Source organism: Pauljensenia sp. 20925_1_27, assembly GCF_041432835.1.
Lineage (GTDB): Bacteria > Actinomycetota > Actinomycetes > Actinomycetales > Actinomycetaceae > Pauljensenia.
This window is the reverse complement of record NZ_JAPWAH010000001.1, coordinates 163236-179006: the sequence shown is the minus strand read 5'-3', so window position 1 is coordinate 179006 and position 15771 is coordinate 163236. Positions and strand designations below refer to the sequence as shown.

Annotated in this window: 15 protein-coding genes; 14 read left to right on the top strand and 1 reads right to left on the bottom strand. The window is 65.3% G+C overall.

Translation table 11 applies throughout. The annotated features are described in order from the left end of the window. The first annotated feature begins 63 nt into the window (after positions 1-63). The 9 genes from lepA to O3684_RS00785 all read left to right on the top strand — a co-directional run bounded on the left by lepA (position 64) and on the right by O3684_RS00785 (position 9953). Positions 64-1920 carry a translation elongation factor 4 gene (gene lepA / locus O3684_RS00825; protein ID WP_500062218.1) on the top strand — a complete coding sequence of 619 codons (1857 nt, stop codon included), beginning with the start codon at positions 64-66 and terminating at the stop codon, positions 1918-1920. An 11-nt stretch (positions 1921-1931) separates the two neighbouring features. Further along, positions 1932-2729: a tRNA (guanosine(46)-N7)-methyltransferase TrmB gene (trmB, locus tag O3684_RS00820; protein ID WP_500064566.1), complete on the top strand. Its 798-nt coding sequence runs from the start codon at positions 1932-1934 to the stop codon at positions 2727-2729. 24 nt (positions 2730-2753) lie between these two features. Beyond that, positions 2754-4046, top strand: a complete 1293-nt coding sequence (hemW, locus tag O3684_RS00815) for a radical SAM family heme chaperone HemW (protein ID WP_500064378.1) — start codon at positions 2754-2756, stop codon at positions 4044-4046. Positions 4047-4345: 299 nt separating this feature from the next. Further along, positions 4346-5035 (top strand): SatD family protein, encoded by a 690-nt coding sequence (locus tag O3684_RS00810; RefSeq protein ID WP_500064376.1) that lies wholly within the window; start codon positions 4346-4348, stop codon positions 5033-5035. Then, entirely contained in the window at positions 5028-5855 is an 828-nt protein-coding gene (locus O3684_RS00805; protein WP_500064374.1) for a hypothetical protein, read from the top strand. Before O3684_RS00810 ends, O3684_RS00805 begins: the two co-directional genes overlap by 8 nt. A gap of 26 nt (positions 5856-5881) precedes the next feature. After that, positions 5882-6784 carry a DUF3097 family protein gene (locus O3684_RS00800; RefSeq protein ID WP_500064372.1) on the top strand — a complete coding sequence of 301 codons (903 nt, stop codon included), beginning with the start codon at positions 5882-5884 and terminating at the stop codon, positions 6782-6784. Between the two features lie 149 nt (positions 6785-6933). After that, a complete protein-coding gene (gene hrcA, locus O3684_RS00795; RefSeq protein ID WP_500064370.1) occupies positions 6934-7977 on the top strand; it encodes a heat-inducible transcriptional repressor HrcA in 1044 nt (347 codons plus the stop codon). Between the two features lie 62 nt (positions 7978-8039). Then, positions 8040-9158, top strand: a complete 1119-nt coding sequence (dnaJ, locus tag O3684_RS00790) for a molecular chaperone DnaJ (protein ID WP_500064369.1) — start codon at positions 8040-8042, stop codon at positions 9156-9158. A gap of 6 nt (positions 9159-9164) precedes the next feature. Then, positions 9165-9953, top strand: a complete 789-nt coding sequence (locus tag O3684_RS00785; protein ID WP_500064367.1) for a 16S rRNA (uracil(1498)-N(3))-methyltransferase — start codon at positions 9165-9167, stop codon at positions 9951-9953. Positions 9954-9959: 6 nt separating this feature from the next. On the opposite strand, the gene O3684_RS00780 is transcribed toward O3684_RS00785, so the two are convergent. Then, positions 9960-10859: an aldose-1-epimerase gene (locus O3684_RS00780; protein ID WP_500064366.1), complete on the bottom strand. Its 900-nt coding sequence runs from the start codon at positions 10857-10859 to the stop codon at positions 9960-9962. A gap of 126 nt (positions 10860-10985) precedes the next feature. Between O3684_RS00780 and O3684_RS00775 the strand changes: the two genes are divergently transcribed. The 5 genes from O3684_RS00775 to O3684_RS00755 all read left to right on the top strand — a co-directional run bounded on the left by O3684_RS00775 (position 10986) and on the right by O3684_RS00755 (position 15724). Continuing rightward, entirely contained in the window at positions 10986-12317 is a 1332-nt protein-coding gene (locus O3684_RS00775; protein ID WP_500064365.1) for a C1 family peptidase, read from the top strand. A 129-nt stretch (positions 12318-12446) separates the two neighbouring features. Beyond that, the gene (gene add / locus O3684_RS00770) at positions 12447-13463 is read left to right on the top strand and encodes an adenosine deaminase (protein ID WP_500064364.1); all 1017 of its coding nucleotides are present in this window, start codon (positions 12447-12449) and stop codon (positions 13461-13463) included. A gap of 175 nt (positions 13464-13638) precedes the next feature. Beyond that, a complete protein-coding gene (locus O3684_RS00765) occupies positions 13639-14421 on the top strand; it encodes a gamma-glutamyl-gamma-aminobutyrate hydrolase family protein (RefSeq protein ID WP_500064362.1) in 783 nt (260 codons plus the stop codon). Next, positions 14418-15095, top strand: a complete 678-nt coding sequence (locus O3684_RS00760) for a sugar O-acetyltransferase (protein WP_500064361.1) — start codon at positions 14418-14420, stop codon at positions 15093-15095. Before O3684_RS00765 ends, O3684_RS00760 begins: the two co-directional genes overlap by 4 nt. Next, complete coding sequence (locus tag O3684_RS00755; RefSeq protein WP_500064360.1) at positions 15092-15724, top strand: peptide deformylase; 633 nt, start codon at positions 15092-15094, stop codon at positions 15722-15724. The genes O3684_RS00760 and O3684_RS00755 overlap by 4 nt, the downstream gene beginning before the upstream one ends. Positions 15725-15771 lie beyond the last annotated feature (47 nt).

Sequence of the window (15771 nt, the reverse complement as noted above, 5' to 3'; positions counted from 1 at the left end):
AACTGGCACAAACGCCTGCGACAATGGGACGATAAGGAGGTTAACGACTTCACGGAGGTTCACGTGCCCATCCCCACGCCCGCGCAGCAGGCGCAGATTCGCCCGGCCCACACCCCGCAGGGGCAGATCCGTAACTTCTGCATCATCGCCCATATCGATCATGGGAAGTCGACGCTCGCGGACCGCATGCTCCAGCTGACCGGTGTCGTCGAGGCCCGCGAGATGCGCGACCAGTACCTCGATCGCATGGACATCGAGCGCGAGCGTGGCATTACGATCAAGAGCCAGGCCGTACGCATGCCGTGGGCGTACGAGGGAACCCCCTACGCGCTCAACATGATCGATACGCCTGGGCACGTGGACTTCACGTACGAGGTTTCTCGTTCTCTCGCGGCATGTGAGGGTGCGGTCCTCCTCATCGATGCCGCGCAGGGCATCGAGGCGCAGACACTCGCGAACCTGTACCTGGCCCTCGAGAATGACCTCGCGATCATCCCGGTCCTCAACAAGATCGACCTGCCGGGTGCTCAGCCCGAGAAGTACGCCCATGAGGTTGCCCAGCTGATCGGCTGTGACGAGGACGAAGTTCTCAAGGTCTCCGGCAAGACCGGTGAGGGTGTCGAGGAGCTGCTCGACCGCATCGTCGAGGCTGTCCCCGCCCCCGAGGGCGACCCCGAGGCACCCACGCGCGCGATGATTTTCGATTCCGTGTACGACACGTACCGCGGCGTCGTCACCTACGTGCGTGTCGTCGACGGCGTGCTCTCCACCCGCCAGCGCGTGCGCATGATGTCCACGGGCGCCACCCACGAGCTCCTCGAGTTGGGAGTGATTTCGCCGGAGCCGAAGCCCGAAGAGGGCATCGGCGCTGGCGAGGTGGGTTACCTGATTACGGGCGTGAAGGACGTGCGCCAGTCCCGTGTCGGTGACACGGTGACGAGCCAGGTACGAGGCGCTACCGAGGCACTCGAGGGCTACCGTGACCCCAACCCCATGGTGTTCTCCGGCATCTACCCGGTCGACGGCTCTGACTTCCCGGACCTGCGCGACGCCCTCGAGCGTCTTCAGCTCAACGACGCAGCGCTGACCTTTGAGCCGGAGTCCTCGGCGGCCCTCGGGTTTGGCTTCCGCTGTGGCTTCCTGGGACTACTTCATCTCGAGATCATCCGTGAGCGTCTGGAGCGCGAGTTCAACCTCGACCTCATCGCGACGGCCCCAAACGTCGTGTATCGCGTCATTACTGAGGACGGCACCGAGGTGCGCGTCGACAACCCGAGCGAGTTCCCCGAAGGCAAGATCTCTGAGGTGCGCGAGCCTGTCGTCAACGCGACGATTCTGACGCCCACCGAGTTTACGGGCACCATCATGGAGCTGTGTCAGGAGCGTCGCGGCTCGATGCGGGGCATGGACTACCTGAGCGAGGACCGCGTGGAGCTGCACTACCAGCTGCCCCTGGCCGAGATCGTCTTCGACTTTTTCGATCAGCTCAAGTCCCGCACGCGCGGCTACGCCTCCCTGGATTACCAGGAGAGCGGCGAGCAGAGTGCCGACCTCGTCAAGGTTGACATCCTGCTCAACGGTGATCGCGTGGACGCGTTCAGTGCGATCGTGCACCGCGACGCGGCTTACAACTACGGTCAACGCATGACGAAGCGCCTCAAGGAACTGATTCCTCGCCAGCAGTTCGAGATCCCGGTCCAGGCGGCGGTGGGTGCGCGCGTGATCGCCCGCGAGACGATCAAGGCGCTGCGTAAGGACATGCTCGCCAAGTGCTATGGCGGTGACATTAGCCGTAAGCGCAAGCTGCTCGAGAAGCAGAAGGAAGGCAAGAAGCGCATGAAGTCCATCGGCCGCGTTGACGTGCCGCAGGAAGCCTTTATCGCTGCGCTGACTTCCGACGTTCCGACGGGTAAAAAGTGAGCGAGGATCGGATGAACGAGGCCGGGGGTCGTCGTCCGGGTGAGGCTCCCGAGGGCACGGTCTTCATGAGCCGTACGAAGTCTTTCACGCGGCGCACGCGCGAACTACCCGCGAACCTTGCGCGCACATGGGAGGCGCACGCGCACCTCTATGTGGTTGAGCCGCGTCGCGGCGTTGGCTACACGACGGTCGCGCAGGATTTCACGCTCGATCTGGCTGAGCTGTTCGGACGCCGCGCTCCCGTGACGCTCGAAATCGGCTCGGGCACGGGCGAACAGATCGTCGCGGCTGCGGCCGCCCATCCTGAGCGCGACTTCCTGGCCCTTGAGGTGTGGGTTCCGGGTATCGCGAAGCTCGTCTCCAAGGCGGTCGACGCAGGGGTGGACAACATCCGCGTGATCGAGGCCGACGCAGCCCAGGCGCTTCCCATCATGCTGGGGGACGCGTGCCTGGACGAGGTCTGGACGTTCTTCCCCGATCCGTGGCGCAAGGCCCGGCATCGTAAGCGTCGCCTCGTCTCCGATTCGTTTGCCCTCGAGGTGGCGCGCCTGTTGCGCGATCGCGGAGCGTGGCGCCTGGCCACCGACTGGGATGACTACGCCTGGCAGATGCGCGATGTGGTCGAAGCCTGCGAGCTGTTTGACAACCCGTACGCCGGGGAACGTCCGGACCCGCAGGATCCGCAGCCTGAGCGTGGGGGATTCGCCCCGCGCTTCTCAGGGCGCGTCGTCACGCACTTTGAGACCCGAGGCATCGATGCGGGCCGCCACGCCCATGACATCGTCGGCATTCGTCGTCCGCGTGGCTGACGCCGTGAGACGTGGAGTGCGTCGGTGAGCCCCGCCCAGCCCGAGGGTGAGCGCTGGTCGGCCGACGGATCGCTTGACCCCGGCCTCGTCGAGGCGGATCGCGGTCGTCCCCTCTCCCTGTACGTTCACGTCCCTTTCTGTCGCGTGCGCTGCGGATACTGCGATTTCAACACGTACACGGTCGGTTTCGGTCCGGGCGCGCAGGTGGGGGATTATGCGCCCTCCGTTCTCGCCGAGGCTGCTCTGGCGTCTCGGGTCATGTCCGAGGCTGGGCTCCCCACGCGCCAGGCGCGGACGGTGTTTTTCGGTGGCGGTACTCCGACGATGTTGGATGTTGCCGAGTTGACTGAGATCCTGACGGGCCTACGTGATCGCATCGGTATTGCGCCGGGCGCGGAGGTGACCCTCGAAGCCAACCCCGATACGGTGACGCGTGATGGACTCGCGCAACTGGCTGACGCTGGGTTTACGCGGGTGTCGTTCGGTATGCAGTCTGCGGTGCCCGAGATTCTTGCGACCCTGGATCGCACGCATACTCCCGAGCGTGTGCCCCTCGTCGTTGAGTTGGCGAAGGAGGCTGGCCTGTCGACCTCGGTGGATCTTATCTACGGAACACCCGGGGAGAGCCTGGCGGACTGGGAAGCATCCCTGCGTGCTGCCCTGTCGTACGAGACCGACCACATCAGCGCCTACGCGCTTGTTGTCGAGGAGGGGACCAAGATGGGGGCGCAGGTGGCCAGGGGCGAGCTACCAACCCCGGATCCTGACGACGAGGCTGCCAAGTACGAGCTCGCCGATGATCTGCTCGGCGGGGCTGGGTACGCATGGTACGAGATTTCGAACTTCGCGCGCGTCACCGAGACCGATCGTGCCTCGGGACGGCCATCGACTTTCTATGAGCATGCCTCCGCCCATAACCTGGCCTACTGGCGGGACTGGGATTGGTGGGGCTTCGGGCCGGGGGCACACTCCCATATGGGGCGCACGCGCTGGTGGAACGTGAAGAACCCGGGAGCCTACGCGGGGCGTCTGAATGCTGGACAGTCTCCCGCTTACGCAGGTGAGGTTCTTGACGCAGATGCACGCGAGCTGGAGCGCGTCATGCTGGGCGTACGTACGTCCGAAGGCATTGAGATCGAAGGACTGCCGGGTCTGTCACTGCCCGATGGAGCGCGTGGCTCCTCCGATGGGCGTATCGCTGCACTCATTGCGGATGGACTGATCGATGGGGCTTGCGCTCTCTCCGGGCGCGTTGTCCTCACGCTGCGCGGCCGTCTCCTCGCGGATTACGTGACCCGCGAAATTATGGGCTATTGACGGTCATTTACTGCCTGTGTGGCGGAATATGCGTCTGGTGGTAAACATTATTGCGCAACCCCGTGATCCACGATGGAACTTGTACATCGCATGATACAAGTCAATCTGTGGAAATGGTTATCTGCTGTTTGACACCTGGTTGGCGTGTGCGATGTGACAAGCTAGCATTACGTCGCAATACTGTTGACATCATGGTTGAAATATGTTTGCCTAGATGTGTCATGTGAAGCTGAGTAATTTGCAGGGTTCCTCCATGAGGGGGCTTGTGAAGAGCCGTATACAAGGAAAAGTGTGGTACTGTGACTCTTCGTTACGCCGTCATTGCTGACATCGTGGGCTCTCGTACGCTGACCAATCGTGCAGAGGCTCAGAGAATCTATGAGGCTGCTCTTGGGGATGCGAGTGAGGGGCTCGCGCTACTGCAGGCACCTTACCCGACGGTCGGTGACGAATTCCAGGCTGCGGCGTACACGCTGGAGGATGCTCTTCTCCTGACGCTGCGCGCGCAGCTTCTGCTTCCCTCACAGCTTCAGCTTCGCTTTGGAATTGGTGCGGGACGAATTGAGGAGTTCTCCTCGGGTGTTCATCGTCAGGCTCCGGCGCGGTTGCGTGGTACGGAGCCGGCGCAGCTTCAGGATGGCTCAGCTTGGTGGGCGGCCCGCGCTGCGATCAACCGTGCGCATGACGTGCAAGATTCCTCGAATCCGTTCATCCGCACCTGGTTCATGGCGCATGCCTCTGTCGAGTCGTCCTTCCCGAGCCATTGCCAGACCTGCATCAATGCGCTGCTGAGCCTGCGTGACCATGCGATCCTCAAGCTCTCCGCGCGTCATCGCCGCATCACCGCTGCGCTGCTTCTCGGCAAGACCCAGGTGGAGATCGCTCGGGCTGAGAAGCTCTCGCAGCAGGCCATTTCTGACTTCGCCCGGGGCACGGGGGTGGGGTTGATCCAGTCGTCACTCATCATTGCGGAGGCCGCACGTGCATGAAGTCCTTCTCCTGGGCATCGCTGCCTCGGAGCTGACCGTCCTCCTCACGTCAGACCCTCGACGTTGGTCGCGGCGCCTGTCGCTCTTTCTGACGCTGCTCCTCGCTGTGATCTGCTACGCGTGGTTCATCCTCGGCGTCAGCGCGCTAGCAAATGCGCTCGGCGCGACGCTCGCGATCATATGGTTCGCGTGGGACCTTGTTGACCCCTCCGCGCGGGGTGTGATCGCCCGCTGGGCGTTGGCCTCCGTCGGTTTCGTCGCGCTCCTGAGTGCGGAACCGACCGAGTTTCCGATGCTCTCGCTGCGCTCCGGACGTCCGATCGACCTGATCATCGCGGTGCTCTTCCTCGTGACGGGTCCGGTCAATCACCTCATCACCGCCATTTTGCAGTGCGCGCGTGGGCGTGGGTCCGATCCGGTTCCCGGGTGGATTAATGCGCCCGTCCTGCCGGCGATGCCCGCGTCGGCGCCGGAGGATGATGAGGGAGCGCGCGAGGAATCGGACGCCGTCGAGCCTCCCCTGATCTCGGGTGCGTTGCCCATCGTCGCCGGTCGCACAGAGGATGAGGGCGAAGTGACGGCACTGCGTGGTGGCCGCTGGATCGGCCCGCTTGAGCGTCTGCTGATCATCGTCTTGGCTGGGGCTGGCGCAGAGGTAGCGATTGCGGCGGTTGTCGCGGCCAAGGGTGTGATTCGTTTCCCTGAGATCTCGCAGGATTCGACAGGGGAGAAGGCTGAGGAGTTTCTCATTGGTTCGGTGTCCTCGTGGATTCTGGCCGCCCTCGTGTCGATGCTCATTCACGCCGTGAGCCTGCACTGAGCGGTTGTGCCGCTAGAGTAAGCCGGGTGAATAGCTCAGATCCCTACGGCCGCAATATTTTCGCCCATGACCCGCACCGCGACGGGCCGGGGGCGAGGCGTCCGCGTTCGCAGGCCGTCCATGTTGAGATCGGCATGGTGCTGGAGGATGTTGCCTCCGGTTGGGTCGGCGCTGTGACGCGTGTGGAAAAGTCCGGTGGTATTCACCTCGTGGAGCTGGAGGACCGGCGTGGTGTGCGTCGTTCTTTCCCTCTCGGCCCTGGTTTTTGGCTTGAGGGGCGCCCAGTCGAGGCATTACCGCCGCGCCCTACTCCTGCCCAGGCCTCGTCCGGCCCGCAGGTGAGTGCGTCGGGACGCCGCATCACGAACTCCGGTTCGTTCGCCCCCGCGTCGAGTGGCCCCAAGGTTGCCAAGCGCTCGCGCATCTGGGTGGAGGGTCGTCATGACGCAGAGCTCGTGCAGCACGTGTGGGGCGAGGACCTGGCAGAGGCCGGGATTGCCGTTCAGCTGCTCGAAGGCGTTGACAACCTCGAAGCGGTCTTGGAGGTCTTCGGGCCGACTGATACGGCGCGTGCGGGTGTTCTCGTCGACCATATGGTCCCCGGGTCGAAGGAGTCTCGCATCGCCGAGGCCGTGTCAGCTCGCTGGCCGGGCGCGGTTCTCGTCCTCGGTCATCCTTTCGTCGACATTTGGCAGGCCGTCAAGCCGGCCCGTGTGGGCCTTGAGCGTTGGCCGGATATTCCGCGCGGTACCGATATCAAGCATGGGACGCTTGACGCCCTTGGCTGGCCGCATGCCGACCAGCGTGACATTGCGATGGGGTGGAAGCGGATCCTGTCGACCGTGCGCACCTATCGCGACCTTGAACCCGCGTTGCTGGGCAGAGTGGAGGAACTCATCGACTTCGTGACGGTGCCCTGGGCGCAGTAAGGGGCGCCCTGCGATGTGATGGCGACTGCCCCGCGTGAAGGTTCGCGCAGGGCGCACGAGTCGTTGCGCACTACGCTCGCCTCTCGCGAAGGACCGGGGGTAGCATTGGCACTCAGGAAGCATGAGTGCCAAGCAGGGAGGGAGACGGCATGACACGCACGAGTGCACAGGACCGCCGCCTTGACGTCCTGCGTGCCATCGTCACCCAGTACGTGGCCACCCGCGAGCCCGTCGGGTCCAAGGCGATTGCCGCCGGGGGGCTCGGTGTCTCCTCGGCGACGATCCGCAACGACATGGCGGTGCTTGAGGAAGCCGGGCTCATCTACCAGCCTCACACGTCTGCCGGGCGTGTGCCGACCGACCGCGGCTACCGCGTGTTCGTCGACCGGCTCGCGCAGCTCAAGCCCATGAGCGGTCCCGAGCGCCAGGCCCTTGAGACGTTCCTATCCGAGTCCGTCGACATTGATGATGTCGTGGAGCGCTCGGTTCGACTCCTCGCGCAGGTCACGCATCAGGTGGCCCTCGTCCAGTACCCGGGCGCGCGCGTGCGTCTCCTCAAGCACTTTGAGGCCATTGATCTGACGCCGGGCCGCGTCCTCGTTGTCGTCATTACCGCCGACGGCGAGGTTGGGGAGCGCACGTTGAGCCTGCACGCCCCCCTCGACGATGGCCAGTTGCACGAGGCCCGTGAGCACCTGCGACGTCACTGCGACGGCGCCACGTCAGTGACCGCACAGGCATGTGTCGATGCGGCGACCACCTCTGCCCGCCCCGACCTCGTCGGGACTGTCGCCGCGATCGGTGCAGCCCTCACCGACGTCCTCACCGGGCAGAGCGAGTCGAAGATCGTCGTCGCGGGCGCCGCGAACCTCGCGAGGGGAGCGCTCGACTTCCACGACATCGCGCCGGTCCTGGACGCCCTCGAAGAGCAGGTCGTCCTCATGCGGCTCTTCGCCGAGGCCGACCCGGGTGATGACGTGCACGTGAGTATCGGTACGGAAAACCCCCACGATGGCCTGGCAGAGGCAGCTGTCGTCACCGGAACCTACCGGGCGGGTGCCGATGAACAGGGGGGTTGCGCCCACCTGGGCATTGTCGGCCCCATGAGGATGGACTACGCGCGCACCATGAGCTCGGTCCGAGCCGTGGCCGCCTACCTGTCGCGCTACCTCGCGCAGGAAACCAACAGCTAACTCGGCCGCGCGTCGAGCACGATGACGATGAACGAACGACCCCACGAGAAGAAAGAGCAAGCGTGAGAGACTACTACGAGGTCCTCGGCGTCGCCCGTGACGCCAGCCAGGACGAGATTAAGAAGGCCTACCGTAAGCTCGCCCGTAAGCTGCACCCCGACTATGCGGGCACCGACTCGGAGGAAGCCTTCAAGGAGCTGTCCGTCGCCTACGAGACGCTGTCTGACCCCGAGAAGCGCCAGATGTACGACATTGGTGGTCCGGATGCGCTGCGCGGTGGCGGAGCCGGAGCGGGTGCCGGGTTCGGCGGTTTTTCCGACATTTTCGAAGCCATGTTCAGTGGTGGCTTCGGCGCGTCTGCGTCGGGTCCGGCCTCGCGCGTGCGTCGCGGCAAGGATCGCCAGGTTGTCGTTGACATCACCCTGGAGGACGCCGCTTTCGGCGCGGCCAAGGAAGTGTCTTTCGATACCTACGTTCTGTGCGATGCCTGTCACGGCTCGATGTGTCAGCCGGGTACCTCGCCCACGCAGTGCACGACCTGCCACGGCTCGGGCTTCGTGACGCAGATCCAGAACTCGCTCTTCGGTCGTATGCAGACGCAGGCTCCCTGTCCGACGTGCCAGGGATACGGCAACATCATTGAGACCCCGTGCGCCGAGTGCTCGGGAGCGGGACGCGTGCGCACGCGCCGCACTCTCAACGTCAACATCCCCGCGGGTGCCAGCGAGGGCACGCAGATCCGCGTCAGCGGCGAGGCCGAGGTCGGCCAGGGCGGCGGCCCCAACGGCGACCTCTACCTGCTGATCCGCGAAAAGAAGCACCCGGTCTTTGACCGTCGCGGGGACGACCTGCACACGTGGATCACGATCCCGATGACGACGGCTGCCCTGGGCACCGAGTTCGAGCTGGAGACCCTCGACGGCAAGAAGACTGTCACGATCAACCCCGGTACTCAGCCGAACGACGATATCGTTCTGGAAGGGTTGGGCGTCGGACACTTGCAGCGCTCGGGCCGCGGCTCGATGCATGTGCACGTCGACGTCCAGATTCCGAAGAAACTCGACGACAAGTCGCGTGAGCTGCTCGAGGAGCTGGCGAAGGTGCGTGGCGAGGTGCGCGTGGAGCCGCACCGCCAGCAGGCTTCGTTCTTTGACAAGCTCCGTGACACCTTCATGGGGTGATGCGCCGTGACGCTGCCCGTTTTCCTCGCTGATGACTTGACCCCGGCCCTTGAGTCCCTGTCCGTGGGGGACAGTGCGACTCTTGGGGGAGCCGAGGGGCGTCATGCTGCTTCTGTGCGCCGCATTGGCGCGGGGGAGTGGGTCGATGTCGTCGATGGGTGTGGCCTGCGTGCGACGTGCGAGGTCAGCGGGAGCGATAAGTCCTCGCTGTCCCTCGTCGTTCGTGAGATCACCCAGGAGGATTCTCCGAGTCCCGAGGTGATCCTCGTTCAGGCGCTCGCCAAGGGTGGGCGCGACGAGGCTGCCGTCGAGATCTGCACGGAGATCGGTATCGACCGGGTGATTCCCTGGGCGTCGCAGCGCGCGATTGTCCAGTGGAAGGGGCCGAAGGCCGAGAAGGGGCGCGCGAAGTGGGAGAGTGTGGCTCGCGCGGCCGCCAAGCAGTCCCGCCGTGCCTTCATTCCGGTCGTTGAGGGCGTCAAGGATAGCCGCGAGCTGGCCTCCTGGCTCGCCTCCTTGACGGACGAGGGCGGGGTTGCCTTCGTCTGCCACGAGGAGGCCACGGATTCGCTCGGGGCCGCTCTCGCCCTGGTTCAGCAATCCCGTGCGGACGGGCGTCTGCCTGCACGCATCGCCCTCATCGTGGGTCCTGAGGGCGGCATCGGGCCCGAGGAGACTGCGCAACTGGTGGATGCCGGTGCCCGCACGATTGGGCTGGGAGATAACGTCCTGCGTTCCTCCACGGCGGGCGCGGTCGCCCTGGCGCTGATCCGCGCAGCCGCGGGGAAATACTAGGATCCTTCAGCTCCGGAAGCCAGAGATCCTTGCGCTGAGCGTATAGCTTTCGCCCGGCCCCAGCGCGACCACGTCCGTGCCTGAGTTGAAGGCGTTGGGCGGGCAGCTCATGGGCTCGACGGCCACGCCGACGCGGCCGATGTAGTCCGCCGAGTAGACCTGCAGCCAGCGCGCATCGGAGGACAGGGACACGCCCACGCCGGAGGCGGGGTCGCGCAGCGTCACGGACCAGTCGCCCTCGGGTAGGCCCGCGAACGCGTGGTCGAGTCGGGAGTCGCCGATGATGGCGGGGGAGCGGAAGTCTAAACCATAGGATGCCACGTCGTGGGCGGCGATCGGGATCATGGACGCGTCGGCCTCGTAGATGGTGGACGCGGGGTTGACGAGTTCCAGGGCGTTCGCCCGAAGATCGTCGACGGCGAGATAGGGGTGGAAGCCGACGCCGTAGGGGGCGGTGCCCTCGCCGATGTTCGCTGCGGACAGCTCGACTGTGAGGCCGCGCTCCGCGTCCAGGCTGTAGCGCGCGGACGCAAGAAGCGTCCACGGGTAGGAGTAACGCGCCGCGATGAGCGTGCGCAGGAGGACCGAGGAGGGGCCGGCCTCGGCGATCTCCCACTCCTGGAAGGCCACGAAGCCGTGGAGTGAGGTCCCGAATGTCGGTTCGTCGACGGGCAGATCGTAGGCGGTGCCCTCCCACGAGTACGAGCCGCCCGCGATGCGGTTCGGCCACGGCATGAGGACCTTGCCGAGATAGCCAGGAGGGCATTCGCCGACGCCGTGGGGGACGACGAGTTCATGCCCGTGGAAGCGAAACCCCGCCAGGCCAGCGCCGACGGTGACGATCCGTGCCTCGTAGTCCCCAGCCTGTAAAACGATCTCGCGCCCCGAAGCGCCCCGATCCACCATTGATGCTCCTGTGCATTCACTGAACACGAATAACACTCATTCTAAACGGAGTCGAATCGTCTGGGTCACTGACGGAAGCGTATTCTTATAGAGAATGGCTCTCGATTGAAAGGAACGCCTCGTCCTATGGCACACGAGATCACCGACGAATTTGTCGCCTCTCTCCACGCATCCTCAGACTCCGCCCGCGCGGTCGCACGCAACGCCGTCGCCCACGCCGGCGTCGAGCCGGTCGCCTTCGACCGCGCCAAGGTGGTCGCCACCCCCACGGTCGTGTCCCACAAGGTGGACGACTGGAAGGTGACGTCTCAGAAGAAGTCCGGCCGCTGCTGGCTCTTCTCCTCCCTGAACCTGCTGCGTTCGACTGCGCGCACCCACCTTGGCCTCAAGGATTTCGAGTTCTCGCAGAACTACGTGCTGTTCTGGGACAAGTTCGAGCGCGCCAACTTCTTCCTCACCGACATTATCGCCACCGCTAAGACCGAAGAGCTCGACGGACGCCTCCTGCAGTTCCTCCTCGGCGACGTGCTCTCCGACGGCGGCCAGTGGGACATGGCGGTCTCCCTCTACCTCAAGCACGGCCTCGTCCCCAAGGTCGCCATGCCCGAGACCGAGTCCTCCGGCCACACCGCTCCCATGAACGGTCGCCTGAAGGTCGTCCTGCGCCGCACCGCCCTCGAGCTGCGCTCCCTCGTCGAGGCCGGCGCCTCCGAGGAAGAGATCCACGAGGTCAAGGAGGCCGCCCTGGCCGACGTGTGGCGCATCCTCGTCATCTGCCTGGGTGAGCCCCCGGCCTCCTTTGAGTGGGAGTGGCGTGATGACAAGGGCGAGTTCCACCGTGACGGCGTGCTCACCCCGCGCGAGTTCTACCAGCGCTACGTGGACGTGGATCTCACGCAGTACGTGTGCCTCGTTGACGACCCGCGCGCCGAGCACCCCAAGGGCCAGACCCTCACGGTCGACCACATGGGCAACGTCGTCGGCGGCCGCCCGATCCTCTACGTGAACACCCCGGTTGAGCAGATCCGCGAGATCACGGCCTCCGTCCTGGCTTCGGGTCGCGCCGTGTGGTTCGGCGCGGACTGTGGCCAGCAGTCTGACCGCGCCTCCGGCCTCTTCGTTGAGGGCCTGTACGACTACGACAACCTCTTCGGCGTGGACTTTTCCACCTCGAAGGAGCAGCGCGTCAACACCGGCGAGTCCGCGATGAACCACGCGATGCTCTTCACCGGTGTCGACATTGACGAGGAGGGCAACGCCCGCCGCTTCCGCGTGGAGAACTCCTGGGGCGAGGAGCCCGGCGAGAAGGGCTTCTTCACGATGGACGCCGCATGGTTCGACGCCAACGTCTTTGAGGTGGCCGTGCACGTTGACGACCTGCCTGAGGACCTGCGCGCCGCCATCGCCGAGGACCCGCAGCACCTGCCTGCGTGGGACCCGATGGGTGCGCTGGCCTGAGCCAACGAGCCTGACACGCTGGGCGGGGCGTGACATCGTCCCCGTTCGCAGTATGGCCTCCCTGAGCACGGGGCGGGTGGAGTGGGACAATTGTTCCGCGATACCCGCCCCGTTATCTGTGGAGGACACATGAGCACTGACGTGACCCGCGACTTTGCGTTCGGCCTGCCTAAGGCCGAGCTGCACCTGCACCTGGAAGGTACCCTCGAGCCCGACCTGAAGCTGGCCCTGGCCCGCAAGAACGGCGTCGACATCGGCCAGTCCACGGTCGAGGAGGTGCGCGCCACCTACCAGTTCAATGACCTCACGTCCTTCCTGGCCGTCTACTACCCGGCCATGGATGTCCTCCAGGATGAGGATGACTTCCACGACCTGGCCGCCGCCTACTTTGAGCGCGCCCGCGCTAACGGTGTCGTTCGCGCAGAGTGCTTCTTCGACCCGCAGGCCCACACCTCGCGCGGCATCGCGATTGAGACGGTCATCCGCGGTTACTACCGCGCCGTCGTCGAGGCCCGCGAGGCGGGCCTGTCCGCCGACCTGATCCTGTGCTTCCTGCGCGATATGAGCGCCGAGTCTGCCCTCGAGACACTGCAGGCGGCCCTGCCCTACAAGGACATGTTCATTGGCGTGGGCCTGGACTCCGACGAACGCGATAACCCGCCCACCAAGTTCGCCCGCGTCTTCGAGCTTGCTCGCGAGGCTGGCCTGCACGTGACGATGCACTGCGACATCGACCAGGTCGGCTCGATCGACAACATTCGTGCGGCCCTCACCGAGCTTGGCGCCGAGCGCCTCGACCACGGCACGAACATCGTCGAGGATCCCGAGCTTGTCGCCTACGCGCGCGATCACGGCATCGGCCTGACCTCGTGCCCGCTGTCCAATTCCTTCGTCACCGAGGAAATGAAGGGCAAGGAAATCATCGAGCTGACTGCCGCCGGCGTGAAGGTGAGCCTCAACTCCGACGATCCTGCCTACTTCGGCGGCTACATTGGCGACAACTACCTGGCTTTCGCCGACCGTTTCGACCGCAGCCGCGCCGACCTGGAGCGCATCGCCCGCAACTCCATCGAGATCGCGTGGATCCCGGACGATGAGAAGGCCGAGCTGCTCGGCCGTGTGGACCGCTTCGCGAACGAGAACTGACCATCGACGAACGAGGCCGGGGCTGCGGGCGTGAACGCGTGGACCAGCTCCGGCCTCGTCGTGCGCGGGGGAGGGCTGCTCTCACGTCGTACGCACGGTGGACTCGCGCTGTCACAATTGGCCACCCCGTGAACGCGCCGCGCACCGCGCCGACGAGACTGCCATGATAGGAACCATGACGAACCACACGAAGCCGACGTTGTTGATCTCCAACGTCCTGCCGGCACGCCCGGGGGACGAGGCATACAACAACATCTGCATGCGCCTGTGGGATCGTCTTCTTCAGGCCGCGCTGCCTACCTGGAACGTTATTCGCGAGTACGCGCAGGAAGACGGCGCCGAGGGTGCAGCCCTGCGTGCCCAGCATGCCGACGCGATCATCATCATGGGCGGCGAGGATGTCCACCCCAGCCTGTACGGTGCCTCCCAGGGATATCAGGCCGAGGGACGCCACTGGTACCGCGCGGATCGCGGACAGATCGCCCTCGTCGACTACGCCGTGCGCACGGGCACGCCGCTCCTGGGGATCTGCCGCGGCATGCAGATCATCAACACCGCGCTCGGCGGCACGCTCGAGCAGCACATTGAGGGCGCGGACGGCACGCACACGAACAGCCGGATCCTGTCCGACCATCGCTTCATCCGCCACGGCGTTCGCGTCGGTGAGGGAACGAACCTCGGGCGTGCTCTGGCTCCCGTCCTCACCGACTCCGAGCTGATCATCTCCTCCGCTCATCACCAGCGCGTGGCACGAGTGGGCGAGGGCCTGCAGGTGAGCGCCTATGCTCCGGACGGCACCATCGAAGCCATTGAGACGATCGATGCACCCGTCATCGGCGTGCAGTGGCACCCCGAGGACCCCGCCGCCGACATTTCCCAGCTGCGCGCCCTCCTCGGCCACCTGGACGCGCGCCGCGCCCCCCGCCTCGAGAGGGCCTCGACTACCCTGGTCGCATGACCATTTCCCCGGGAACGAATTTCGACGATCCCCGATTCCGCGACGACCAGCGCACACCCGTGCAGCGCATGCGCGACGGTGACTACTACGTCGCGGACGATGAGCTCTCGGCACTCACGAAGCGCGCGGTACGCCTCCTGGCCCTCTACGAGCAGGCGCATCCCACCGACCCGGACATTGCCCACTACCTGCTCTCTCAGGTCCTCGGCGAGGTGGGGGAGAGCGTCGACATCCGACCGCCCCTGCGTGTCGACTACGGGTACAACATCTCCATCGGCGAGGGATCGTGGGTCAACTACGGCCTGACAGTGCTCGACGTTGCCCAGGTCGTCATCGGCAAGGACGTCCTCATCGGCCCCAATTGCTCGCTCTACACGGCGATCCATCCGACCGAGCCCGGGCCTCGTCGAGCGAAATGGGAGTCCGCAGCACCGATCACCCTCGAGGACAACGTGTGGCTGGGCGGCTCCGTCGTCGTGTGCCCGGGCGTCACCATCGGCGAAAACTCGATCATCGGAGCGGGCGCCGTCGTCACCCGCGACATCCCCGCGAACTCGATCGCGGCTGGCAACCCCGCCCGCGTCATCAAAACCCTTGATCCGACGACCCCACGTTCTCTGGAGTCGGTGGGCGTCGGTGTTATTCCGCACGGACACACGGGAGAAGACGCATGAGCATCCTGCCGATCTGCATCACGGGAGAACCGGTCCTGCATCGAGTCGCGGCGCCGATCGACTCCTTCGACTCCGAGCTGAGCGACCTCGTCGCCGACATGATCGAGACGATGCACGCCGCGCCCGGGGTCGGCCTCGCGGCGCCGCAGGTCGGCGTTGGATCTCAGATCTTCGTGTGGCGCTACGCCGGGGGCGGCGCGTTCGACAGCCGCTACCGCGATGTCCTCCAGCTCGACGAGGGGCCGCGCCGTGGCTTCAACACAGCGCTCAGCGGTGTTGTCGTCAACCCGACTCTCGACCTCGTCTGGGATGACGAGGGCACGGGAGCAATCCTGCCCACCCGCCCCGATGCCACCTGCGAGTCCGAGGGGTGCCTTTCCGTGCCCGGATACGGCTACCCGCTGCGTCGCGCACTCGGCGCCGTCCTACGCGGATACGACGTGTCGGGCACCCCCATCGAAGTCGCCGCCCGCGGCTGGCTCGCGCGCATCTTCCAGCACGAATACGACCACCTGCGCGGAACCCTCTACGTCGACCGCCTCGCACAGCCCTACGCGGACGAAGCCGGGCAGGTCATTCGCGAGCGCGGGTGGGGACGCAGCGGATATACGTGGACCCCGGGGGAGTGAGCCTCACTCACATCCTCCCAGGGCCGCCACGTTTGGGTCGGTGGGGG